Below are 23042 nucleotides of genomic sequence, written 5' to 3'. Positions count from 1 at the left end.
CTTATGGCTTACATTTTATAGAGTACCGCCAGGAAGCATACGCTCGCAGTATTCAACGAACAGCAGCTTCTTGATGGCAAAGCTGTTGGATCCGGTAATCTTAACTATCTTTGCATCATCTAGCGTGATCTCATCCAACTGATCTTCAAATTCTCTATCCTCATCGCTGCAGAAGATGACGCGGCGCTTATAAACCTCAGGCGGAGGAGCCGCAAACCACCGATTCAAATCCTGTATTATCTTTTCGACATCCATGCTGCGTCACCCTCTTTCTGTGCTTTGTACATAAATTGTGCTCCGCGATGAACCCTCTTTTCTCAGCCATCCGTTTTTAACCATTTTTACCAGAAGTTCTCTGGTTCTGCGCTCTTTCAGGTCAAGAAGTTTCATTGCTTTCACTGTTGTAATGCCGTTATTTTCTAATACATACTTATAAACCAGCTGCTCCTGTTCATTTACCGGCATTTTATCGGCGGTTTGTCGGCGGTTTGTCGGCGGTTTGTCGGCATTATCTGGCATTCCAGTTCCGGATACTGTCTCCCTGGCGTTCATTGTGGCGTTATTCATGGCGCTATTTGCCGCCTTTGGAGTTCGATAGATATTGATGCGCAAATCCACATCTCCGCCGATAAACTCCGGCTCCTGCAACCCAGCAGCCTTTACCTTACCGATAATTCTCGGAATGCCGCTGCCCCAGTGCTCAATCAGCTTCATATAGGAAAACGCATAAGCCAGCGCTTCATTTCGGATTTTGGAATATCCTTTCTTCATACGCTCTATGGTCTGACCCATCGGAAGCTTTCCGGGAGAGGTGATTTCCAGTCGGTCATCATATATCGCAACCTGTATCATCCCGTGATCCAGATAGCTGCGATGTACCATCGCATTGATAATCAGCTCACGGATGGCATCCGGCGGAATTTCATAGACATCCTGTCGATAAACGCCCTCAAATGTTGCTCCGAGATGAATGTTCCGAAGGACAAACTGGTACGCTTCCTCGATCTGCTCCCACAGCGGGCCGTCATATTCTCGCCGATCCACAAAAACTTCTTTGGTTCTGCCTTTGAATACACCACATTGCGTAGCAACGTGAAGTCCACCGTTGCCAGTCAGAATAGCAAAGGCGTTGGATGGATAGTCTTTTCCATCCCGTTCAATCAAAATTCCCCAGGAACGCAGCTGTTGTCTGCCGACATCCTTGATGGATGCCTTATGTTCCTCACCGCGAGCATTCTTTACAGCCTGTTCTTTCATGGCCGTGCAAAGGCCGTCAATCTCCCCATCCGTGATGGTCAATCCAGTACACAAAACCTGATCGAAATGACGGTTACTGCCCTCAAATAACAGCTCCTTGATCATGTACTCGTCAGCAAGGCGAGTAGTGCCCGCAATACGGACATATACGCCACCTTCTCTGCCAAGGGCTTTGATATAATACGGGCGCTGTCTGCCTTCGGGAACCTCCACAACGATCACCGTCTTACCAGCAATCGTCTGTGCCGTAATATCCGGAATAATGGCCGGTTCACAGCTGTCAGATACCGCATTGGCGATGGCATCTATTTTTCTGAACACATCTTCCTTGTCAAAACCAACCACTTCTCTGGTTTTATCGGCAACTCCAAAGATGATTTTTCCGCCGGTTCCGTTTGCAAAGGCAACCACAGACTTCATATATTTGATGCTTTTCTCCGGCAGGTTTTCCTTGAACTCCACGTTCTTAGATTCTCCTCCAAGTATTTCTTCCATGGTCATACTGACACCTCGCTCTCCATTTCCTTTCGCTCATCCTTTCGGACAATTTGGGAACAATGTGTCCTAATGAATAAGTGGTTCGACGAACTGAATCAACGCCATCACTGCTGCCACAAATTCAGCAGTACCCTTTAATGCCGTCAAAGTTGATAATGCTGTCTTCAGCATTCCTTTTTTAGGTTTATTTTCAACTGCTTCATTCTTGATAACCTCGATACACTCAGATACAGTCTGCTTATCTTCTTCACAAAAATTTTGCGCAGTTGACTGAATATCCGTAATCAACCGTTTCAATTCATCACGATCTACGCTCACATTATTCGTTGCTGTAACTGTTGCATTATCAGCCGCAATAATTGCCTGTCCATTATCTACTGTTACGTTATAAATCACTCTGTCATCAATCCCCATATCAATTCCTACCTTTGTCAAATATCGCTCAATGTGACGAATCAGAATCATGACAAAACGCTCATTGAATCCCTTTATCTTGTCTTGATATTTGCCGGAAGAAGAATATCCCATAGCCACTCCGTGGTAAATTGAGTTATTTGTCTCAACCAAATAGCTCAACACGGCATAAACATTGCGTACTTCCTCCTCGTCCGTTTCACCGGTCCCGAATATTTTCCGCCCGTAAGCCATTTGAACACTCTGAATAGTTTCTTCCATGACCCAGTCACAGACTCCGCAATCCTTGATATAGTCCAAAATAATTGGTGCGTTATTTAGAAACTTAAGGAACTTCCCCAGTACCTCCGGGTAATCTTGATAATCAGCTTGAAGGAGTCGATTGCAGATACTGTTAAAATCATATTGCAATTTTCTAAGCTCTTTTTTATTCAATTTCATAATTTTTCACCCCACAAAAAGGACAGTATGCACCAGTCATCTTCAGCAATGGCTTTATTTTTGCCGTACGTTTACAACAAGGGAAAGTACATATTTCCAACGCCTCTATACCTGAACGAATGGGGTCTTCGGCCTCATGATGCGGTTTTTTTCCTGCCTTGAACTTAATTATGCTATTCTTTCTGTTATGGCGCTCCAAATCTTTGAACGCATCATAAATCATGTCATTAACAAGATTTGTTGTCATGTTAATAGCAAGTTCCAGAACATCATCTGTTACATAGCTGTCGCTGATCAGCCCACAGCTTGGGCAAAAAATGTTCAGCACTCCATCATCTTGCAAGTCAGCTGGTGTTCCCTTGAAAAATGAGCCACAATATTCACACTTTAAGAGAGCATACCCATCATCATCTGTTGGAATGGAAATGCTCATATGGATCTCGTCATCCACAAAGGAACTCCTTTCTACTTACTTAATCTTCGCCAGCACGTCCGCAAACTTGGCATAATTCACCTTCACGCCGTCGTCCAGATCAATCGGAATCATTGTTCTGGTCAAGCTTCCCTCTGGCATGCGCCACAATCCACTTATAGAATACAAGCTCCGTATCCCCCTCCACAAAGATCACAAGACATTTATTCATCCGGATCATCCTCCAGATACTCTAAAATGCTGTCATCCGGGTCGGAAAGAAGAGAGAAAAGATAATCTCCCAGTGAACTATTGTACTCTTTCGCCTCTCTCTCAAGCCGTTTTTGCGCATTCTTTTTCAAACAGAAAAATTCCGCCACACCCGAATCATCACTATGTCCCACGCGAATCCAGGCCGGATTGAGGTAACTCACAATATATGGTGAATGACTGGTGATAATCACCTTGCAGTCATCAAGAAGCTGATGGATGATACTGATATACGCCTTAAATAAGCCCGGATGCACGGAATTCTCCGGCTCCTCAATCGCAATCAATGCAATATTGCTGACCCTTGAAATAATAATCTTGGTAAGGATCATAAAGACTCGCTTTGCCCCGTCCGACATCATCTGAAAGTCAATCGGCGCAACAAGATTCCTGTCTTTTACATAGAGAACATAAAACCGGTTCGCAAGGATAAAAGGCGAATCCTCCGGGAGACGCCCCTCCGTGTGCTCTCCAAGCTGATACTGCCTTACAATGATATCCTCAATGGCAGGAAAAAGCTGCTTGTACACATTTATCAAAAGCTCATAGTTTCGCTCATTCTCTGTCTTCAGCTTAAATATGATCCGCGGAAGATTCTCCGCATTGAGCATTTCATTCTCAAGTCCTTTCCGTATAATCGGATCCGGCTGATAGAAGCTCTTTACATCGAGGTTGTTTTCCATGTATATACGAATTCCGCCAAGCTCTTTTATAAGCTCTGCATAATACAGGCTATCATATGCGCGCAGTTTATTAAGTACCAGTTCCCTCTTCTCCACCAAAATCCCGGAAGAGCACCTCCCTGCCTCAGATGCCTTATACTTGGCGTCCTGCCTATTTCTGCTGATCAGCTGACTGAATTTCTGCCCTCTCTCATTTAGCTTTACCTTTAGATACTCCGAAAGGATTTCCGGCTCCATTTTCTCGGAACTCTTCCAGGCAAACTGATAGCCATACTGGATGATATACTCCTGCCCCTCAAGCTCCATGGAGAGTTCCATCGCATAATTGAAATTTCTTCCGACCATGTTGACATTCCTGGGAATCAGATCGGAATCCGCCATCATCAAGGCTTTTTCCTCATTCCCGGCTTTTAAAAAGGAGATCCCAAAATCGATTCCCGAGAGAATATTTGATTTTCCAAAATTATTCAACGCTACAAGCGCCGTAATATCATCCAATCTGATTTTTAATCTTGAAAGATTTTTATATCCATCCAAAGCCAGCGCTCTGATTCGCATAAGGCACATCATCGAGGGGACGAGCTCGATTTCTCCTTTCTTAAAGTACTGATATCCGCATCCGTCGTTGTTCGTCGTTCGTCAAATCTTTTCAGAACCGAATTTAACTTCTCCTGTTCAAAGCAGCGTTCTGACAAGCCTCTTTCTTTCCTCTTTTTTCTTTCTTTCTTTTATGATTATAGCCCGGAGTCTGAGTAAACGCAAGTATAAACTGCGTTTTCTCAGATTACAGGCTATTTATATGGCTATATTTTAAAAAAACGCAAATTTTAAAGTCTTTATCTCGATCTTTGCCTCTTCCGGATCAGGGTCCTCTCCGCGGATTTCCCGAAGAAGTGATAGCCCGATCCCCCCTCGCTGATGATATCTAAAAGCTCATCCGGCTTTGTCACGGAAATCCCGCCGAGCATGGTGACGCCGCGGGAGAAAAGAGCATCCGGGAGCATGCCTGCCGTGGGGCCGACGAGCAGGATCTCCGCCCCCGGCTTTGCCATTTCCAAAAGTCCCGGCAGGGTATCGTTTAAGATCGTCACACCGGTGATGACCAGTAGGTCCGCATCCGGCACGCACTCTGCTGCCCGCTCCGGCGGAAGATAATAGGGAAGCTCCCTCTCCTTTAAGGTCCTGGGATCCTGCTCCATAATGCGGAAATCCGAGGAAGAAGCGAGGAGTCTTTTCAGCATAGGCACCAGCGCGCCGACCAGCACGGTCTTAGGATAGCGGCTGAGATCCAACTCGTCGAAGGCATCCCTCCCCATTAAAATCTCATAGTCTTTGGGCGGGGACTTCTCCCACACTGCCGTGCTCAAAGCATTCAGGGCGGCGATCCCCAGAGTACGGCGGAGGATGTTTTCGCAGAAAATATCCTCAAGATACGCCCGGACGGGCCGTCCCCGGAGCCGCCCCGAAAGCGGCATCGCTTTCGCGGAGCTCGGGCAGCAGACCGCTTCAGGAATCTCCTTCACCGGTGTAAAGCAAAGCCCCCCCTGTCCCGTAGACAGCTTCACCCCGGAGAAAAACAGACCGAAGACAGCCCTCTCCACTGTGATTTCCTCCAGCTTCAGATTGTCTTCCAGTTTAGATACGGATTCCCTTAAGATAGAAAGTTTTTTCATATTATCTCTCTCCCCTGTGCGCTTTATTTCCCCGATTGAAAAAGAGGCGACAGAACATCCTTGTATTTCTCAAATAGCTTGGGCAGATACGGATCCCAGTGTCTGGCATCCGCCGTCGCGCTTCCAAACTCGTAGTCCTCCTGACCATAGTCCATAACATCAAAGCCGGGCGCCGGGACTCAGTGTCAGAAGAGGTACTGTCGTTTTTTTCATCGCGCTATGCCCTCTCAGTTCATCCCCGTCAGCGCCATGCCGTTGACGTACAAAAAGCATGGCCGCTGCTGATAACGTTTGCTGCGCTTCCGCTGAATTCCGTCACATAACTGTCTGCGCCAAGAGTCCGGCTGCCGCCGCTGTCCAAGGTCACGCTGACTGTTCCGATATCAGTGGAAACGGTCTCGCCCGTTACGTTTTTAATGCTTCCGTCAATACTGCCCGTAAGGCTGGGATCATTCGTCAGTTCCAGCTTTAGACTGGAATCGCTTCCGACCTTGACCGCACCGCTGAGCTTTTGGAAAATTCCCTTCATGTCAGCGGAGCTGCCGCCCTCGTTCCCGTTTGAAGCATCAGTGGAGCTGCTCTCATAGGAAGCCTCTTCCTTCGCGCTCTTTGTATCCGCGGAAGAATTCCCGTTTCCGCAGGCTGCAAGGCTGAGGGGCAGCAGTGCCGCAAGGAGCGCCAATGCCTTTCTCCTGTGTTTCATATGGAAAGCCTCCCTTATAATAATATCGACTGTTTTTTTCCTTTCCGAGCTCATTATAAAGGAAACGGATGAAAACCGCATTAAAATTCCCCCTATTTCTTTCCTCAGATAGCGCTTCGCCAGAGCCTCCGGCTTCCTCCGAAAGCGAATATTCTTCCCACAGTTTGAAGCCGAAAAATTTTCAAAGAGCTGCGATAAAATGCCTGCCTCATGCATTATCAGGGTGAAAGGAGGAATACAGTATGAGAGAAAGACAGTTTATATCGGTACTGCTCGTTTGTGCCATTCTCGGCGCTCTGTCCTTTTTCGTATTTCAGCAGCGTAACAGCGGGGTAAAGCTCACTCCTTTAAGCTGTACCTTCCTGAAGGTCGGGAAGGCGGACGCTATCGTATTGGAATCCGGCGGAAGAGCGATGGTGATCGACACCGGTGAGGAAGATGACGGACAGGAGCTGGTGGATTTTTTGAAAAATCGGAATATTTCCCTGGTCGATGTCCTGATCATCACACATTACGACAAGGATCATGTGGGAGGGGCCGACACACTGATCGCAAATATTCCGGTGGCCAGAGTCCTGATACCGGATTATCCGGGCAGCAGCACGGAATACACGGATTTTATGGCGGCGCTAAAAAGCGCGTCCATAGAGCCGGAGGCGGTGAATACTTCTCTTTCCTTCTCCTTCGGCGATGCGCTGGTAAGAGTTGATCCTCCGAAATCCTATGAGATCCCGGAGGGAGCGATCGAGTATGACAACAATTTTTCTCTGCTTGCGACAGTCACTCATGGAAGCAACCGGCTTCTCTTTACCGGGGATATTGAGAAGGAGCGCATCAACGAGCTGGTCTCGGAAGCTCAGCTTCCGGAATGCAGCTTTATCAAGTTTCCGCACCACGGAATCTACAACACGGCGCAGGAGGATCTGCTGAAGCTTATCAAGCCGCGGTATTCGGTGATCTGCTCCTCGGACAAGCACCCCGCGGAAAAAAAGACGCTGGAGCTCCTCAAAAAATACGGAGTGGATGTGCTGGAGACGAGGCACGGGAAGATCACCTTGATCAGTGACGGCCTGAAGCTTGAGCTGCATCAGAAGGTCAGGCATTAGGAGGGATCTCTATGACACAGCTTGTTTTCAATCGATACGAGAAAAAATACCTGCTCCCGGAAGCGGTATACCGTCTGCTTCGCGAGCGGCTGCGGGGGCAGATGTCCGTTGACCAGTACGGGCTCAGCACGATCTGCAACATTTATTACGACACGGAGGATGATCTTCTGATCCGAAGGTCCATAGAGCATCTGAGCTATAAGGAAAAGCTTCGACTGAGAAGCTACGGCGTCCCCGGGAAAGACAGCAGGGTATTTCTGGAGATCAAGAAAAAGTACGAACACATCGTCAACAAGCGGCGCATTGAGCTCCCCTTATCTACGGCATACGATTATCTGAATCTGGGCATCCGTCCGGACGCCGAATGCCAGATCCTTCGGGAAATCGATTTCTTCCTCCGAAGATATCGGCTAAAGCCCAGGCTGTTTCTTGCTTATGATCGTCTTGCTCTCTACGGGAAGGAAGATCCGGAGTTTCGGCTCACCTTTGATGCACGGATTCGTTCCAGGCGGGTAAGTGTCGAGCTGGAGCGCGGCGACTTCGGGACGCCCCTTCTCCCGGATAAGTGGTATCTGATGGAAAGCAAGGTCCAAAATGCCGCCCCGAAATGGTTTTCGGAAATTCTTGCGGAGCTCAAAATCTATTCCTCTTCGTTTTCCAAGTACGGAAACATCTATAAGAAGGAGCACGGCCAATGGAATGCGGAGAGATGGATGGTGCATCGGATCAAAGATTGGAAAAATCCTTCCTATGAAGAGCTCCATGAAGGACAGGAGCTTCATGAGGAGCGGGAAGACAGGAGGGAAATGGTATGCTAAGCAGTATCTTTCATGCGGGAAGCTTTGAGCTACAGTCCGTCGCAATGGCTCTGACAGCGGGGCTCGTTCTCGGACTTGTAATATCGCTCATCTATCATATCACAAATGATGAACCCGGGAGGTTCGCCGTGGTCATCGCGGCAATGCCGTTTTTAATGACAGCAGTCATCATGATCGTAAACGGAAACCTCGGAACCTCCGTGGCGGTTCTCGGCGCCTTCGGCCTGGTCCGATTCCGAAGCGCCGCCGGCTCGGCCTGGGAAATCGTATTTCTCTTCTTCTCCATGGCCGTCGGATTGGCCCTGGGCATGGGCTTCCTCTCACTGGCCGCAATCATTACCCTTATCGTGGGAGCAATGCTTCTCATTCTGGACCGGAGCGCCTACGGTCAGGGCATTTCCAGGCAGCGGGAGCTCAGGATCACGATCCCGGAGGACCTGAACTATCCCGGACTTTTCGATGACCTCTTTCAGCGCTACACGAGGAAAGCCTTTTTCCGGCGCGTCAGGACGACCAACATGGGAACCATGTATGAGCTTAACTACCGGGTCGAGCTCAGGAAAGCATCGGAAGAAAAGGAGCTGATCGATCAGATCCGCTGCCGGAACGGAAACCTCAGCGTGATTATGGGTCTTGTGGAAAGAGAGAAGAACATCTTATAATCACAGCTGGGCTGACAGGGAAGAAAGAGGTGACAGACGTGCTGATATTCGAAGCAGTGGTATACGAGACACCGCCTCAGCAGGCTGAGATTTTGCTTGATGAGTCTCTGTTCCCGCGCATTGCTTCCGGAGACAAAGCGGCCTTTCTCGCTCTGTATGAAAAATGTTCCTCCCCCGTCTTTGCCTATGCTCTGAGTATTCTGCGAAGCCGCGGTGACTCGGAAGACGCCATGCAGGATACCTTTTTAAAGATCCGAAGCGCCGCACATCTCTATCAGCCGCTGGGAAAGCCTCTGGCCTGGATCTTTACGATCACCAGAAATATCTGCCTGATGATGTACCGGCAGCGTGCCCATACCGCGCAGCTTCCGGAGGAGGACAGGGTGCAGGATCTGGGCTTCGACCGGATCCAAAATGCAGAGGACAGGATGACGCTGGAGAAGGCATTTACCGTTCTTCCGGAGGACAGCTGCAGGATCATCATGCTCCACGCGCTGAGCGGCATGAAGCACAGAGAGATCGCCGAATTGATGAATATGCCTTTATCAACCGTACTGTCGAAGTACAAGCGCGGTATTGAAAAGCTGCGCACAGAATTGGAGGGGATGCCATGAAGAGCCTGAGCGAACGGCAGATCAACGACCATATCCGCCGGGCAGCATCCGCCATGACGCCAAAATACGCGGAAGAGCTCTGGGAAAAGCCGGTGGAAAAAGCCGACGGTGACGCCTGGTTCCTGGATGGGACAAAGCAAAAGAGGAAGAGGCCGCTCCGCCGTTATATGAGATGGACAGCTCTCGCCGCAGCGTGCTTTGCCATCGTTTTTATCAGCTGGTTTCAGCTCTTCCATATGACGGACGCAACCATCTACCTGGATGTCAATCCCAGCATCTCCGTCGATGTAAACTGTATGGGACGGGTCCTTGATGCGGCGGCGGATAACGAAGACGGAAGAATCCTTCTGGATCAGATGAATCTGAGGAATGCGGATATCGATGCGGCAATGAGCGAGCTGCTCACTTCGATGGTCCGGCACGGATACCTGTCCCGGACGCAGAACACGCTGCTGCTTTCTGTGAGCGGAAGGAATGAAAAGCGAGCAGAAGCCTTAAGACAGAGAATCTCCTCGGATGCGGAGCAGGCGCTGAGCACACTCCTGGGACAGGGGATCATCCTGGAACAGAATGTGGATCCGGATGACACTGTGGACGAGATTTCCGAGCACTACGGGATCACCCCCGGAAAGGCAGCCCTGATCCTGAAGCTTTTAAAGGACCGGCCTTCCTGGGATCTCAAGGAGCTGGCAGGCATGCCCATGGCTGATCTGATCCGCTCCTGTCAGACCGCCGGCATTGATATTTCCCATTATCTGGGTGAGGGCGGAGAGGTCATCGGCGATCTGAACTCTCTTCTCGATCCGGATGAGCGAGACCGTGATGATGACAATGACGACGATCCGGACAGGGATGATGATCGGGAGAATCATGAGAAAAATCAACCGAAAAAAGAGGAACAGGAGGATCATGAGAAAGATCAGTTGAAAAAATCAGAACATCATTCAAAAGATGAGAGCTCGGAAAGGAAGGCAAATAATTCTGACGATTCTGACGATGATGACGATGGGGATGAGCGAAAAGCAGCCCATCCCACGGGCTCGGGGCGAAATGACGCCGATAGAAATGAGAGTAAAGCGGCTCATCCCCCGGGCTCAGAGCGGAATGATGACGATGCTGATGACAAGAAGGATAAGGAGCAGGATGATGGAAAGGGGAAAAAGAAGGATTCCGATAGGGATCGGGACGAGGTCGAAGCAGATGATGACTGAGAGAAGATTCCACTCAGCTTATCCTTATCAGCTTGTTTTGATGCGATAGATGAAAAAGGCACTGAGCAGCAGTCCGACGAGGATCATTCCGATCCCCACCTGCTGATCTCCCTCCTCGTTTTCTCTGCTCATCTCTTCCTTACTGATCTCCCTGTCGTAGAAATACAGAGAGCTGCCATCTCCCTCCGACAGTACCCCGTCTCTGACTGTGCCGACCGCGGTATAGCTTCCGGCAAAGCCGCTGTCGTCTACGGCATACCAGCTTAGCTTCAGGTCTCCTATACTCCACTCCCTGCCTCCGGGTGTAGCGTAGGTATACGGATCCAGCAGTTCCAGACCGAAGCGCTTGCTGCCGCTCTCCTCCACATTGACCGGATATATCTCCGGCTGTTCCGAGAAATTGATATAGCTCGGATAACTGAATTTCTCCAGATATTCCCTGCCCAAAAGCACATCGCCGATCCGGACTTTTCCGAAGAACAGCTCTGATTCAAGGCCCTTTGGAAACTGCGGGTTCTTCAATATCTCATTTTTCTCCGCCCCCGGATTCTTCTCATGGCCCCAGCGGACCTTTTGCATTCGTTTTAAATTTTTCTTCCTGTTACAGGAGATTTACCGGAAGCAGGAAAGTGGATGCATCGACAGGGAATGGCCTCTCTGCCATACAGATGACAGCTCCCGGCCCGATCTCCCTCCCGCTTTTTTTAAGGAGTGAAAAGGTTCTGATAATTTTTCTCTCCGGAGAAGCCGCACGCTTGATCTCAAACGCATGCAGTCTGCCATCCATCTCCAGGATCAGATCGATCTCCTTCTGATTTGTGTCCCGATAGAAGTTCAGATTGACGCTTTTCTCTCCATAAGAGGCATTTCTGAGCATCTCTGAGACGACATAGTTTTCAAGATAATGACCGGACGCCGCACCATTCATGAGTGCATCACGGCTGGTCCAGGATGAAAGGAAGGAACATAAACCGGTGTCGCAGAAATACAGCTTCGGCGTCTTGATCATTCGCTTAAGCTCGTTATTATAGAACGGTTCGAGCAGAAAGATGATCCCCATGGACTGAAGGACCTTGACCCATTCCTTCGCAGTCACGCCGGATACTCCCGCCGCGCTGCCCAGGTCGTTATAGTTCAGCAGCTCCCCTGAAAAGGCCGCGCTGGCTCTTAGGAACCTGCGGAAGCCCTCTGTATCATGAATCCCGTTATCATCTACCGCATCCCTCATCAAATAGGCATCAATATAGGAATTCCAGTAGGCACGCCGGAGTTCCGCATCCATGGAAACCATGTCCGGCATACCGCCAGCCCAGATACGCTCATATACATCCAAAATATTATTCGCCGGATAGTTTTGACTTCTCTTTATAAACGACGAAAGAGAATAATCGTCCGGGATATCATCCGCTTTCCCCGCAAGCTCCTTCGCCGACAGGCTGAACATCTTAAGGATCCCTATCCTCCCGGCGAGAGAGTCTCCGGCTTGCTTCATCAGCCTTTTGCTTTGAGAGCCTGTCAACCAGAAACGACCTCTTTCGTCACTCTCGTCACACAGCAATTTGATTTGTTCCAAGAGGGCGGGAGCCTTCTGCACTTCATCTATAAGGATCGGCGGCTGATACATCTGAAAGAAGAGTTTGGGGTCCCTCTGCGCAAGATCCCTGATATCCGCATCATCCATTGAGACACAGACCCGACCGCTATCCTGTGCCAAGGCGTTAAGCATCGTAGACTTCCCGACCTGTCTCGCTCCGGTCACCATCACAGCCTTAAACGCACTGCTCATTTTCAGGAACTTTCTTTCCAGAGAACGATGAATATAATCCATAGGCAGCACCTCAATTTAAGTTTATAATGCTATTAGACTTTATTTTAAACTTGTTTTTTCTGTTTGTCAAAGAGCCTGCCCGAATCCCGGCCGTGTCATATTCACTTGCTTTATCATCCGACAGCAGCAAAACCTTTTCCCAAAAAGGAAAGAGCTTTCATTACGGCACCTGCCTGATTGTCAATCGAAAATCACAGCAGTCAGCACCAAGACCCAATGTCTTTGTCCTTCCCCAATGCAGCCTGGCATGCATATCTCCATAACAAATATCGTCCGCTCGACAGAAGCTTCGGACAATTTCCGGGCAGCCATACCGAACGCAAATATCCTGATAGGGACAGACCAGCATATCAAAGCGCATTTCATTCTTACCCGCACAGTGCCATTTTGCTCGAAATCCGGCCGCCTCCCCAAAAAATTTCTTTGTCATTTTCGTGAAAAAGCGCGGGATAAGTTTATATAGATATGGAATTTTAAGAATATTACGAATCACATTCCCAAGCGGCTCGCTTTGTTTCTCGTAATATCCATAAAGAATTTCAGCTGCATCATCTCTGTTTACATCTTCTTTTAACATCGCCTGGAACGCTGCGATTGCCGGATAAATCCTCTTTCTGGTGTGCATACGCAATGCTCTTGGCTCCTGTCCATTTTCCAAACAAAGCCGCTCATATATTTTCCCGGCATTTAGCACGATATGCTCTGCTTTCTCGTGATCGAACTTTTCATAAAGCACCGGTCTAAGATTTGCAAGATACTTGCTATGCTTTTTCATAAAACACCACCTTCACCCAATCTCCAGCCAAGTGCCTGCTGTCTGATATTTACAAAGTGCCTATATAACCCATCCTGCGTAAGTAATTCCGTATGCGTACCCCGCTGGACAATTTTCCCCTTATCCAAAACAAGAATCTGATCTGCCGAACGCACCGTAGACAGACGGTGCGCAATCATCAGCAGAGTTTTCCCTCGTGTCAGTTCAAAAATGGCTTTTTGTAAATCCAGTTCATTTTCAGGATCTACGCTGGCGGTGGCCTCATCCAAAATGATGATCCGGGCATCCTTTAAAATGGCTCGTGCAATAGAAATTCGCTGCTTTTCACCCCCGGAGAGACTGGCTCCTCCCTCTCCGATTTTCGTGCCATATCCATCCGGCAATGCCATAATAAAGTTGTGGCAGCAGGCTTTTTTTGCCGCTTCTATGATTTCTTCCCTTGTTGCATCCGCCTTTCCGAAGCGAATATTATTTTCTATCGTATCTTCAAACAGATAAACATTCTGAAACACAATGGAGAAATTCCTCAGGAGACTGTCCGATGTATATGTACGCACATCATGACCGCCAAGCAAGATTTGACCGCTGTTCACATCCCAAAAACGGGCAAGCAGGCTGCACAGCGTTGTTTTGCCGGAGCCGGACGGCCCGACAATGGCACAGGAGCTGCCCTCCGGTACCGTAAAGCTCACATCATGAAGCACTTCTTTTTCTCCGTACCCGAAGGAAACATGGCGGACCTCTATATCATGCTGTACGGGGGATAGATTTGATCCATTTTCGTCCAGAGATGGAATTGCCATAATCTTTTCCATACGGTCCAAAGAAGCATCCACAAGCCGTGCCACAGATGACATACTTCCGGCCACTTCCACGGCAGAATAAATCATAAAACTGGAAACTAGCAGAAGAAGACATTTTTCTGCTGAGATTTCTCCTGTCCAAAGAAGATAGGGAGCAAATACCAAGACAGCTGCCCGTGCCAGCTTAAATACGGTTTGATACCAGCCCGTCATCGTAGAAAAGGCTTTTTCAAGCTTGATATTTGCAGAGGCACTTTCCTCAATCGACTGATTCATTGTCTGAGCAGCGTGCCCATCCAGGCCAAAGGCCTTTACGACCCCCATGCCCTGCACATATTCCAGAACAGCCGTAACAAGGGCTGCCTGAGCTGCCTGACGACGGGGCGAGTGTTTTTTGCTTACCTTTTGAATGTCGGTATAGACCAGCAGTGCGGCAAGCAGACCTGCAAGGGATAAGAGTCCGATGCGCCGTTCGTAGAAGAAAAGCCACGATGTGATAACAATCGCATGAATGAAGCCTCCTGCGACTGATTCCATAATCGTCACAGCATTGCTTTCAATATCTCCCAGAGTTGTTGTGACTGCCGCCGTAATATCCCCCAGCCGGTTTTCGCTGAAATATCCCATGGGTGCATGCTTTAAGCGCTCTCCGATGATGAGGCGCTTTTTTGTGCATACGGAGAAACTGCCGAAAGTGCGGGCATTGGCAGAAAGATTGATAAACACAATTCGGCCTAAAATACTGACCATCATAATGGCAAAAGATTTCCTTATTGTATCAGCTGAGATAAGCTTTCCCTGCTGCTTAGCTAAAACTTCTTCTAAAACAGTCAGGATCGCCAGAATAGGAACCATCTCAAAAACGGAGCTGATTACATGAAACAGGAAGGAGCGAAGCAGCAGTCCTTTCTGATCTCCTGAAAATATCAATAAACGCTTGAATAATGCAATCATTATGCTTCCTCCTCTCCCTTGTCTTTTGTACCGATATGCGCCTGCCAAAGTGCCTGGTAAAGAGGACTTTCTGCAAGCAATTCCTGATGTGTTCCCTGTGCGGCAACCGCTCCCTCGTTGAGAACAAAAATCGTATCGGCAGCGGTAATGGTCGATAGTCTGTGAGCAATCACGATCAATGTCTTTCCCGCCACAAGCTGAGAAATGGAGGACTGAATTACCGCTTCGTTTTCCGGATCTGCAAAAGCGGTTGCCTCGTCCAAAACCACCACCGGACTGTTTTTCAATATCGCTCTCGCTATCGCAATTCGCTGGCGTTCGCCGCCGGAAAGGTGGCTGCCGCCGTCACCCGCCAATGTGTCATATCCGCGAGGCAATGACAGGATAAAATCGTGGCAGCTGGCTTTCTGTGCCGCCCTCTCCACTTCTTCATCCGTTGCGCTTGGATTTCCAAAGCGGATATTCTCTCGAATGGAGAGGTGAAACAGGAAATTATCCTGTGATACATAAGATACAGCATTCATAGCTTGAGACAGCGGGATCTTCCGCATATCTACACCGCCGAGTGTCACACAGCCGCTCTCAGCCTCCCAAAAGGAGGCAATCAAGCGGGCGATGGTGGACTTTCCAGAACCGGAGGGGCCGACGATGGCGGTCATGGCTCCTTCTGCACAGGAAAAGGACAGCTGATGGAGCACTTCTGTTTCGTGATAACGAAAGCTGACATTCTGAAAGGCAATCTCGTGATTCGGCAAAGAGACAGTTTTTTGAGGCCGATTCATTTCTTTCAGATCCAGTAATTTTCCAATTTCCTGAACAGTTGCATCTACCATGGCAAGACTGTCTGTGTACCGTAATGCCTGAATCAACGGCTTTACCAGACCCAAAGCAAGGATGATACAGGAGATCAAAGCATCCGCGTCTATCCTGCCGTTTATGTAGAGCCAGCTCCCCAAAGGAAGTACCCCCAGCAGGCAGCTGGGCATGACAGCCATACCCGCTACATAAAATCCGTTGGTCTTACGGAACCAATCGGATTTGGATCTCTCGCTTTCCGTGACCGCGGCTGCATACTTTCGATAAGAGTCCTCATCCTGCCGAAAAGTTTTGATCACCTGAATGCCGTTTATATATTCCACCATTGCAGCGTCCATATTTTTATTGGCTGAAAGAACACGAGCATATCTTGCTTCATAATCCTTCATCATTCCCATATAGCAGAGAAGGCCAATGGGGACTGTTGCAAGAGAAATCAAGGCGATACGCCAGTCCAATAAAAACAAGTATATCAGCATCAAAACCGGGATAAGTGTATTCGCTGTCAATTCCGGCACCATATGCGCCAAAGGCAGCTCCAGCTTTTCCACGGTATCTACCAGCATGGATTTGTATTTTCCTGACGGGGTATCTAAAATTGTCCCCATCGGCATACGAGCGAGCTTTGCCGTGATGGCTTTTCGGATATGGGCAAGTATGGTAAACGCCGCGCGATGGGAACGAATGGTTGAATAAGTGTTCAGCCATAAAGAAGCTAAATAGCCCAAAAGGGCAAGCAATGCGAGAGGCATAATCCGGGTAGGCTGAATCTGCCCTCTCATAAGATTTGAAATTATTTGTGATACTGCAGCATAGGGTATGATGCCGCAAAAGGCAGCTAAAGCGGCTAGTGCAACGGAGCTTGCCAAAAGTCCTTTACATGGTTTTGCAAAGTCCCGCAATCTCTGAATCGTTCCTTTTTTTGATGGATTCATATCTCACCTCTTAAAATCTGCTCCACTGTTTCCCGCGCTTCACCGGACAAATCCGCAGTGATTTTCCCCTCCGACAATACCAGAATGCGGGAACAGATATGTTTCATAAATTCAACATCATGGGTAACAATCAATAGAATGCTTCCATGCAGTGACAGCTCTTTCGCCAGCCTTCCTACCTCCTTCATACCGGAAAGATCAAGGCCGCTGGTAGGCTCATCAAAAACCAGCAGCTTTCGTTTACAAATCAGGCTGACCGCAACTGCCAAGCGCTGCTTTTGTCCACCGGACAGAGAAAGCGGATGTCGATCCTTGTATTGGCTAAGTCCTAATAAATTGAGTGCATACTCTATCTGCGCCGTATCCGGCTTCTGAATACCAAGCCGGCATTCTTCCCATATACTGTCGGTAAATAGCTGCTGTCCCACATCCTGCATGACCATATAGGAGCATTGCTTCCGTTTTTTTGAGGATAACCTTTCCCCGCCGAGGATGATACTGCCTGAGGATTCTTTCTGCAGGCCGCATAAAGCACGGGCAAGTGTTGTTTTTCCTGCTCCATTGGCTCCAGCAATGGCGATAATCTCACCACCCCGTGCTGAGAAAGAAAGATCCTTCAATATGCACTCTTTTCCAAGATGCACACGGAGGTTTTTTACATCCAGATAGTTCTCTGTTAAACTAACAGGACTTTCTCTTACTATGATTTCTTTCAGATCCCGGCAGCGCAAGCCCATAGCTTCGATTTCATCGGAAGGAAGTGAACAAAAATCCGCTGTGGGAAAATCTTTTTCCAGCACTCCATCCCGCAAAAACACGACCCGATCAGCCAAATTCATCAGATACCATAGGCGATGCTCGGAAATGATAATCGTCTTTCCCTCACTTTTTACTTTGGCAATCAGTTCTGCAAGTTCTTCAATCGCTGCCGTATCCAAATTAGAAGAAGGCTCGTCCAGAACAAGAATTTTCGGGTCAGAAGCACAGACAGACGAAAACGCGATCTTCTGTTTCTCACCGCCGGACAATGCGAAAATACTTCGTCCGCGCAAATGTTCCAGGTGAAGATCCTCCGTAAGCTCACGCAGCCGTTCTTTCATCTGTTCCCGGGGAACGGAACGATTCTCTAAGCCGAAGACCAGCTCACTGTCGGTATCTGTGTTAAAAAATTGCATGCGTGGATTTTGGAATACCGTTCCTACAATATCGGACAGTGCTGCGATCTCCGTAGTGATCGTATTTCTCCCATCAACTCTTATTTCTCCCGATAGCTTTCCGGGGAAGAAATGTGGTATCAGTCCGTTGATCAGCCTTGTCAGCGTGGTTTTACCGCAGCCCGATGCACCGCACAGCAGGATACATTCGCCTTTTCTGATATGCAAAGTAATGTTATGCAAAGAGCCGGTCTGAGCTTCGGCATACGAATAAGATACATTTTCCAATAATCGAATCACTTGTTGCTTTGACAGCCTACTGCATACGCAAAAGACCGTCCCAGCCGGAATTGAAAAACACAGCAAGTTCTTCAATATATCCAACGGCTTTTTCCCTCGGCATATCATGTACCACCGTTTCAAATACGGCAGTAAAGTAGGCGCTGGTAATCATGTGATGCAATTCCGGGCTGGCATCACCTTTCAGCCTTCCCCGATTCCGCAAGGCAGTAAAATATTGCTCTGTGCGAGCCACATCCAATTCCACAAGATCGTGAATGTAATTCTCATACTTTGTTCCATCTGCGCAGCATAGAATCAATTTGAAAGCATCGAAATGTTCATAAATATAGTCCAAAAAATGCCGCAGATATTGCGTGCAAAGTTCACGACTCTGTGCGGCCTGATTTTCCGGAATCAGATCAAAGTGTGCTTCCTGCGCAGCCTTAAATTGATTCACCAGACCTTCTGCTGCCGAAGAAACCAAATCTTCAAACAGGGCGGCTTTACCTGCGTAATATCCATAAAACGCTCCCTTTGTAAAGCCTGCTTCCGCTACGATATGATTCAGCGAAGCCTCCTTAAAACCTTTTTTTAAAAACTCTCTTTTCCCCACCTCCCGAATCTTCTTCTTTGTTTCAGAGTTTTCCATAAAAAGTCCTCCAGCGCTAATATACCAGTGGTATGTACCACTGGTATATTAGCATGATAAAAGATTCCCGTCAATCCTTCTTGAATCTTTCCTCATGATTTTTCCATACTCGATCATGCAGCTGCCCGGGCGCTTTGAGTACAGACTGATAATGCAGATAAAGATCACCGATTGCGTATAAACTCATTTATCATCTCCAACAAACAGATTCTTCGCATCACAATCCAGATAAGACCGCAACCCTTCCAGCAAGCGGATCCTGCACGCCTTTCATAAGCTTAAACATGTGCTGCGGAACACCCATGAATAGGAATCCATGAATCATTCCGATGAACAAGTTCCCCTGCCGCGCGTTCGGGAAGGACTCGCTCTCGCCATGTAAAAAGGGCGGCTCTCGCCGCCCACACCGTCAATATTCTGTGCTCAATAGAAAATCTGCAATGTGCATACTCTTAATGCCTTCGTAATTGCCTCCGGCAAATTCATCGCTTCTTAAAACATACTTCGGATAGTTATCCCGGATTTCCAGCAGTCGTTCATATTCTCGCTTTTCCGTCTTCTCGGATTTAATCTCCTGTGTGACCTGCACATATAAGCGCTCATTCTGCCTCTGCGCCACAAAATCGACCTCACCATCCGGTATTTTTCCAATCATCACGGTATATCCTCGTCTGCAAAGTTCCAGATACACCACATTTTCCAGACTGGAGGCTGCACCGTCCGGCGTATAGCCCAGCACACTGTAACGCAAAGCGGTATCGGCAAGATAATATTTCTCTTGTGTTTTCAAAATCTCTTTTCCACGCAAGTCATAGCGTGAACAACGATGAAGAAGATATGCTTTTTCCAGTTTTTCCAGATAACTGTACAGCGTTTCATTATCGATGGCACGATGTTCCGATTTCAGATAATCAGAAATTGATTTTGCCGAGAAAGAATTTCCCACATTCGCAAATGTTCGAGATGTGTCTTTTGGATGCGGTCGTACTTCGTGAAAGGCCGGAAGCCCGGATTAGTCACATTATTCTATCCTTGTTCAGAATCTATTTTCTTCAACGTATCTGAAAGAATCTCTTCTCTAAGTGAAGTAAACCATGAAGAAAATTTTACGGTATCAAATGCATAGGTTTTATTAAGCTCAAATTCATTCTCAGACCACGTATCGAGCGGCGATTCATTATGCTGAATCAATGCCTCCAGCTTATCCAATGCTTTATATATTTTTGCTTCAGCTGTCTCTTGCTTATCCATCTCTGAATACAATTCCGTCATCATTCTTGAGATATCCTCGGGAAGTGTATTGACCCATTGCGATAACAACGAGGCTTCAACGTCACGATCATCGTCTGTCTTTATAAACGTTGGAATATCGCCAGTAAAGCATTCTCCCAAATCGTGAATTAAACACATGCTTATCACTTTATTCATATCTACACTAGGAAATTCCCCCTTCAAAAGAAACGCCATAAGAGAAATTCTCCAGCTATGTTCGGCTACGCTTTCAATTCGCCCTTTGCTCGTTGTACAATGCCTTGGGGTGTCTTTCAGTCTCTCCGCAACATGTAAGATCTCTAAATATTCTCCTGGATTCATCTTTAATCCTCCTCAATGATTAAAATACATACTCATTTTCTTTTACACCATAGAAGCTATCGCCTGTATCACCATTATACAGAAGCATATAAGCATCTACTCTCTTCTTTTTTCAATCAACTCTGCTGATATCCTTCTGGGCTTATAATGCTTACCGTACTGTTTAGGCATGGAATTGGTCTTGTCGATATCAGTTATTAAGCACTTGTAGACCTCCAGGAACTCGTTAAACAAAGCATCAAGTCTTCTCATAACAGCCTTGTCACGGATGCAGACTGTGCATCCTGCTCAAATTTGTCTCGCCGGATTTCAGGCATAAAAAGCTCGGAAAATGGTGTATTTTCAGGCTTTTCAGCATTTTGAACTTGTCGATTATCACTTGCTGAACTGCGGTGCACGACGAGCAGCCTTGAAGCCGTACCGCTGACCGTTTCACCATTGAAAGAAATTGAAAATTATCAATCGGTCCGTTACCGATCCCCCATTGCTGTCTGACCTGCTGATGTGCCAAAGTCAGGCTGCAGAAGATCCATAAGTGAAATATCTTTTACAACATCCAAATCCGCATCAAGGATCAAAAGAGAAAGGCTCTTTATTTCTAATCTCTGTAACAGTACATAGCCGGTTCAAGACCTGAATTGAAGATCTGAGTGCTGCATAGGAGATCAGGAAGTTTGCAAGCCAGCCCGCCGGTACGGCAAGCCAGACAAAGGCAATCCCAAAACGCGGTGCACAGATCAAAGCAACGGACAAGCGAATTGCCAGATTCACCATATTTGCAATAAGGAACGGGCGCATGACCCCAAGCCCACGAAGGACCCCATCTGTTGCCATCTTGATCCCCATGAAGATGAAAAAGTAACCGAGCCATCTCATGTAAGCACCGGACACCTGATAAGCTAAGGCCGTTCCATCTGATGTTGTATAAATAAAGATAAATAAAGTTGACACCTTATCCTCAAAGATTTCATATATAATCAAGAAGGCTAAGGAGGTGCTACAAATGGCACAGCAACGTCAATACGACCATGAATATAAGGTTCAGGCCGTGAAGCTTGCTCAAGAAATAGGAGGCGCAAACGCCGCAAAGGAGCTTGGCATTCCCAAGGATACAATGTATGGCTGGATGAAAGCCGTACGTGATGGCCGCCTGGATGTCGGCGGAGGCGCACATACTCCTCAAAGTGCGATGACCCTCAATGAGGAACTAATCCAGCTGCGCAAGCAGCTAAAGGATCAGGATAAGGAAATCAAGCGTCTTAAGAAAGAGAATGAATTCCTGGAAGAAGCAAGCGCTTTTTTCGCAGCGAGCCGTCTGAAGTCAACAAAAACTTCAGAATGAAGTTCATTGCCATAAAAACGGATGACGGCCGGATCAAGGGAGAAATTTCCTTTTTCTGCAAGATGCTCGGCATAAGCCGTGAGGGCTTCAGAAAGTCTCTCATAAACAGGAACAAGCCCTGGAAATATAAAGCTCTCGCAGAGGAGATGCGGGCAATCAACTCCGAGGATGAATGCAACGATACCTATGGCCGCATACGCATGATGCTGTATAAATAAAGTTGACATCTTATTCTCAAGGATTTCATTATAATCAAGAGAATAAGGAGGCGTTTACGGCGGCAACTAACAGACAGTACGATCAGGAGTACAAAATCCAGGCAGTTAAGCTGGCAAAAGAGATTGGCCAGGCAAAAGCTGCACGTGAACTAGGCATCCCCAAAAACACGCTCTATACATGGATACGCGCTAATAGGCTCGGAAATCTGGATCTTGGAGCGGGATCCCAGACTCCCAAAAGTGCTATGACCCTGAATGAGGAGCTGATCACCTTACGTAAGCAGGTCAAAGATCAGGATAAGGAAATTCGTCGTCTTAAAGAAGAAAACGAGTTCCTGGAGGAAGCCAGCGCTTTTTTCGCCGCGAGCCGTCTGAAGTCAGCAAAAATGAAAGGCTGAAATATATCGCTGTTAAGACAGAAGGCGGCATGATGAAAGGGAAACTTACATTCTACTGTCGGATGCTCCATGTGAGCCGCCAGGCATTCTATAAATACCTGCAACGTAAGGATCGGCCTTGGAAATATCAGAAGCTGGCCGATGCTATGCGGGATATCCTAAAGGAAGATGAATGTAATGATACCTATGGTCGTTCCAGGATGCGTGATGCTCTTCTGCAGAAGAAGCCGAAGGATGTCGATATCCCGAGTGAGCGGACTGTCTATCGAGTAATGGAAGAAATCGGCATCAGTCATCGTCCAAAGCGTAAGCCAAATGGGATAACGAAAGCCGACAAGGCTGCTCGTAAATCGGATGATCTGCTCAAGCGGGATTTCAGGTCAACAGAGCCACTGACAAAATGTGTTACGGACATAACCGAAATCAAGGCGAGTGATGGGAAACTCTATGTTTCTGCTATGTTTGACTGCTTCGATCTGGCTGTCTTAGGACTGGCAATGGCTACCAACATGAAGGCTCCGCTGTGTGCCCCG

Annotated in this window: 24 protein-coding genes and 2 pseudogenes; 8 read left to right on the top strand and 18 right to left on the bottom strand. The window is 47.7% G+C overall.

Features of this window, described 5'->3' with window-relative positions:
- Nucleotides 1–15: 15 nt before the first annotated feature.
- The 7 genes from GCWU000341_RS06900 to GCWU000341_RS06870 form a co-directional block, all read right to left on the bottom strand.
- Entirely contained in the window at nucleotides 16–255 is a 240-nt protein-coding gene (locus tag GCWU000341_RS06900) for a hypothetical protein (RefSeq protein WP_009215131.1), read from the bottom strand.
- A gap of 6 nt (nucleotides 256–261) precedes the next feature.
- Nucleotides 262–1758 (bottom strand): RNA-binding domain-containing protein, encoded by a 1497-nt coding sequence (locus GCWU000341_RS06895; protein ID WP_009215130.1) that lies wholly within the window; start codon nucleotides 1756–1758, stop codon nucleotides 262–264.
- Nucleotides 1759–1821: 63 nt separating this feature from the next.
- A complete protein-coding gene (locus GCWU000341_RS06890) occupies nucleotides 1822–2610 on the bottom strand; it encodes a hypothetical protein (protein WP_009215129.1) in 789 nt (262 codons plus the stop codon).
- Nucleotides 2597–3061: a hypothetical protein gene (locus tag GCWU000341_RS06885; RefSeq protein WP_009215128.1), complete on the bottom strand. Its 465-nt coding sequence runs from the start codon at nucleotides 3059–3061 to the stop codon at nucleotides 2597–2599. Before GCWU000341_RS06885 ends, GCWU000341_RS06890 begins: the two co-directional genes overlap by 14 nt.
- 185 nt (nucleotides 3062–3246) lie before the next feature.
- The gene (locus GCWU000341_RS06880; protein WP_155812681.1) at nucleotides 3247–4533 is read right to left on the bottom strand and encodes an AAA family ATPase; all 1287 of its coding nucleotides are present in this window, start codon (nucleotides 4531–4533) and stop codon (nucleotides 3247–3249) included.
- Between the two features lie 278 nt (nucleotides 4534–4811).
- Complete coding sequence (locus GCWU000341_RS06875; protein ID WP_009215125.1) at nucleotides 4812–5648, bottom strand: DUF364 domain-containing protein; 837 nt, start codon at nucleotides 5646–5648, stop codon at nucleotides 4812–4814.
- A 241-nt stretch (nucleotides 5649–5889) separates the two neighbouring features.
- Nucleotides 5890–6351 (bottom strand): hypothetical protein, encoded by a 462-nt coding sequence (locus GCWU000341_RS06870; RefSeq protein WP_155812679.1) that lies wholly within the window; start codon nucleotides 6349–6351, stop codon nucleotides 5890–5892.
- A 242-nt stretch (nucleotides 6352–6593) separates the two neighbouring features.
- Between GCWU000341_RS06870 and GCWU000341_RS06865 the strand changes: the two genes are divergently transcribed.
- From GCWU000341_RS06865 to GCWU000341_RS06845, 5 genes are read left to right on the top strand one after another with little or no spacing between them, the layout of a single operon-like run.
- Nucleotides 6594–7457: a ComEC/Rec2 family competence protein gene (locus GCWU000341_RS06865; RefSeq protein WP_009215122.1), complete on the top strand. Its 864-nt coding sequence runs from the start codon at nucleotides 6594–6596 to the stop codon at nucleotides 7455–7457.
- Nucleotides 7458–7468: 11 nt separating this feature from the next.
- The gene (locus GCWU000341_RS06860) at nucleotides 7469–8275 is read left to right on the top strand and encodes a polyphosphate polymerase domain-containing protein (protein WP_009215121.1); all 807 of its coding nucleotides are present in this window, start codon (nucleotides 7469–7471) and stop codon (nucleotides 8273–8275) included.
- Entirely contained in the window at nucleotides 8269–8937 is a 669-nt protein-coding gene (locus GCWU000341_RS06855) for a DUF4956 domain-containing protein (protein ID WP_009215120.1), read from the top strand. Before GCWU000341_RS06860 ends, GCWU000341_RS06855 begins: the two co-directional genes overlap by 7 nt.
- 29 nt (nucleotides 8938–8966) lie before the next feature.
- Complete coding sequence (locus GCWU000341_RS06850) at nucleotides 8967–9551, top strand: RNA polymerase sigma factor (protein ID WP_009215119.1); 585 nt, start codon at nucleotides 8967–8969, stop codon at nucleotides 9549–9551.
- Nucleotides 9548–10762: an anti-sigma-I factor RsgI family protein gene (locus tag GCWU000341_RS06845; protein ID WP_009215118.1), complete on the top strand. Its 1215-nt coding sequence runs from the start codon at nucleotides 9548–9550 to the stop codon at nucleotides 10760–10762. Before GCWU000341_RS06850 ends, GCWU000341_RS06845 begins: the two co-directional genes overlap by 4 nt.
- 27 nt (nucleotides 10763–10789) lie before the next feature.
- On the opposite strand, the gene GCWU000341_RS06840 is transcribed toward GCWU000341_RS06845, so the two are convergent.
- From GCWU000341_RS06840 to GCWU000341_RS06795, 11 genes and pseudogenes are all read right to left on the bottom strand, one after another.
- Complete coding sequence (locus tag GCWU000341_RS06840) at nucleotides 10790–11341, bottom strand: hypothetical protein (protein WP_009215117.1); 552 nt, start codon at nucleotides 11339–11341, stop codon at nucleotides 10790–10792.
- A gap of 22 nt (nucleotides 11342–11363) precedes the next feature.
- The gene (locus tag GCWU000341_RS06835) at nucleotides 11364–12524 is read right to left on the bottom strand and encodes an ATP-binding protein (RefSeq protein ID WP_256364644.1); all 1161 of its coding nucleotides are present in this window, start codon (nucleotides 12522–12524) and stop codon (nucleotides 11364–11366) included.
- 226 nt (nucleotides 12525–12750) lie between these two features.
- Nucleotides 12751–13365, bottom strand: coding sequence for an L-2-amino-thiazoline-4-carboxylic acid hydrolase (locus GCWU000341_RS06830; RefSeq protein ID WP_009215115.1), 615 nt, complete (start codon nucleotides 13363–13365; stop codon nucleotides 12751–12753).
- Complete coding sequence (locus GCWU000341_RS06825; protein ID WP_009215114.1) at nucleotides 13362–15122, bottom strand: ABC transporter ATP-binding protein; 1761 nt, start codon at nucleotides 15120–15122, stop codon at nucleotides 13362–13364. Before GCWU000341_RS06825 ends, GCWU000341_RS06830 begins: the two co-directional genes overlap by 4 nt.
- On the bottom strand, nucleotides 15122–16873 hold the full coding sequence (locus GCWU000341_RS06820) for an ABC transporter ATP-binding protein (RefSeq protein WP_040653559.1): 1752 nt from the start codon (nucleotides 16871–16873) through the stop codon (nucleotides 15122–15124). The genes GCWU000341_RS06825 and GCWU000341_RS06820 overlap by 1 nt, the downstream gene beginning before the upstream one ends.
- Entirely contained in the window at nucleotides 16870–18411 is a 1542-nt protein-coding gene (locus tag GCWU000341_RS06815; protein ID WP_330360387.1) for an ABC transporter ATP-binding protein, read from the bottom strand. Before GCWU000341_RS06815 ends, GCWU000341_RS06820 begins: the two co-directional genes overlap by 4 nt.
- Nucleotides 18344–18958 carry a TetR/AcrR family transcriptional regulator gene (locus GCWU000341_RS06810; RefSeq protein ID WP_009215111.1) on the bottom strand — a complete coding sequence of 205 codons (615 nt, stop codon included), beginning with the start codon at nucleotides 18956–18958 and terminating at the stop codon, nucleotides 18344–18346. The genes GCWU000341_RS06815 and GCWU000341_RS06810 overlap by 68 nt, the downstream gene beginning before the upstream one ends.
- 409 nt (nucleotides 18959–19367) lie before the next feature.
- Nucleotides 19368–19904: an ATP-binding protein gene (locus GCWU000341_RS06805; RefSeq protein WP_242651632.1), complete on the bottom strand. Its 537-nt coding sequence runs from the start codon at nucleotides 19902–19904 to the stop codon at nucleotides 19368–19370.
- Nucleotides 19905–19984: 80 nt separating this feature from the next.
- Nucleotides 19985–20551 (bottom strand): HD domain-containing protein, encoded by a 567-nt coding sequence (locus GCWU000341_RS06800; protein WP_040653555.1) that lies wholly within the window; start codon nucleotides 20549–20551, stop codon nucleotides 19985–19987.
- A gap of 96 nt (nucleotides 20552–20647) precedes the next feature.
- Nucleotides 20648–20803, bottom strand: a complete 156-nt coding sequence (locus GCWU000341_RS13500) for a hypothetical protein (protein ID WP_009215106.1) — start codon at nucleotides 20801–20803, stop codon at nucleotides 20648–20650.
- 315 nt (nucleotides 20804–21118) lie between these two features.
- A pseudogene (locus GCWU000341_RS06795) lies at nucleotides 21119–21556 on the bottom strand (hypothetical protein); the annotation flags it as partial.
- Between GCWU000341_RS06795 and GCWU000341_RS06790 the strand changes: the two are divergent.
- The 3 genes and pseudogenes from GCWU000341_RS06790 to GCWU000341_RS06775 all read left to right on the top strand — a co-directional run.
- Nucleotides 21555–21893, top strand: coding sequence for a transposase (locus tag GCWU000341_RS06790; RefSeq protein ID WP_009215103.1), 339 nt, complete (start codon nucleotides 21555–21557; stop codon nucleotides 21891–21893). The pseudogene GCWU000341_RS06795 and the gene GCWU000341_RS06790 overlap by 2 nt on opposite strands.
- Before the next feature lie 220 nt (nucleotides 21894–22113).
- Nucleotides 22114–22509 (top strand): transposase, encoded by a 396-nt coding sequence (locus GCWU000341_RS06780; protein ID WP_009215101.1) that lies wholly within the window; start codon nucleotides 22114–22116, stop codon nucleotides 22507–22509.
- A 29-nt stretch (nucleotides 22510–22538) separates the two neighbouring features.
- Nucleotides 22539–23042 (top strand): annotated as a pseudogene (locus GCWU000341_RS06775) (IS3 family transposase); the annotation flags it as partial.

It is taken from the genome of Oribacterium sp. oral taxon 078 str. F0262 (assembly GCF_000160135.1).
Lineage (GTDB): Bacteria > Bacillota > Clostridia > Lachnospirales > Lachnospiraceae > Oribacterium.
This window is presented reverse-complemented; position numbering and strand designations above follow the sequence as displayed.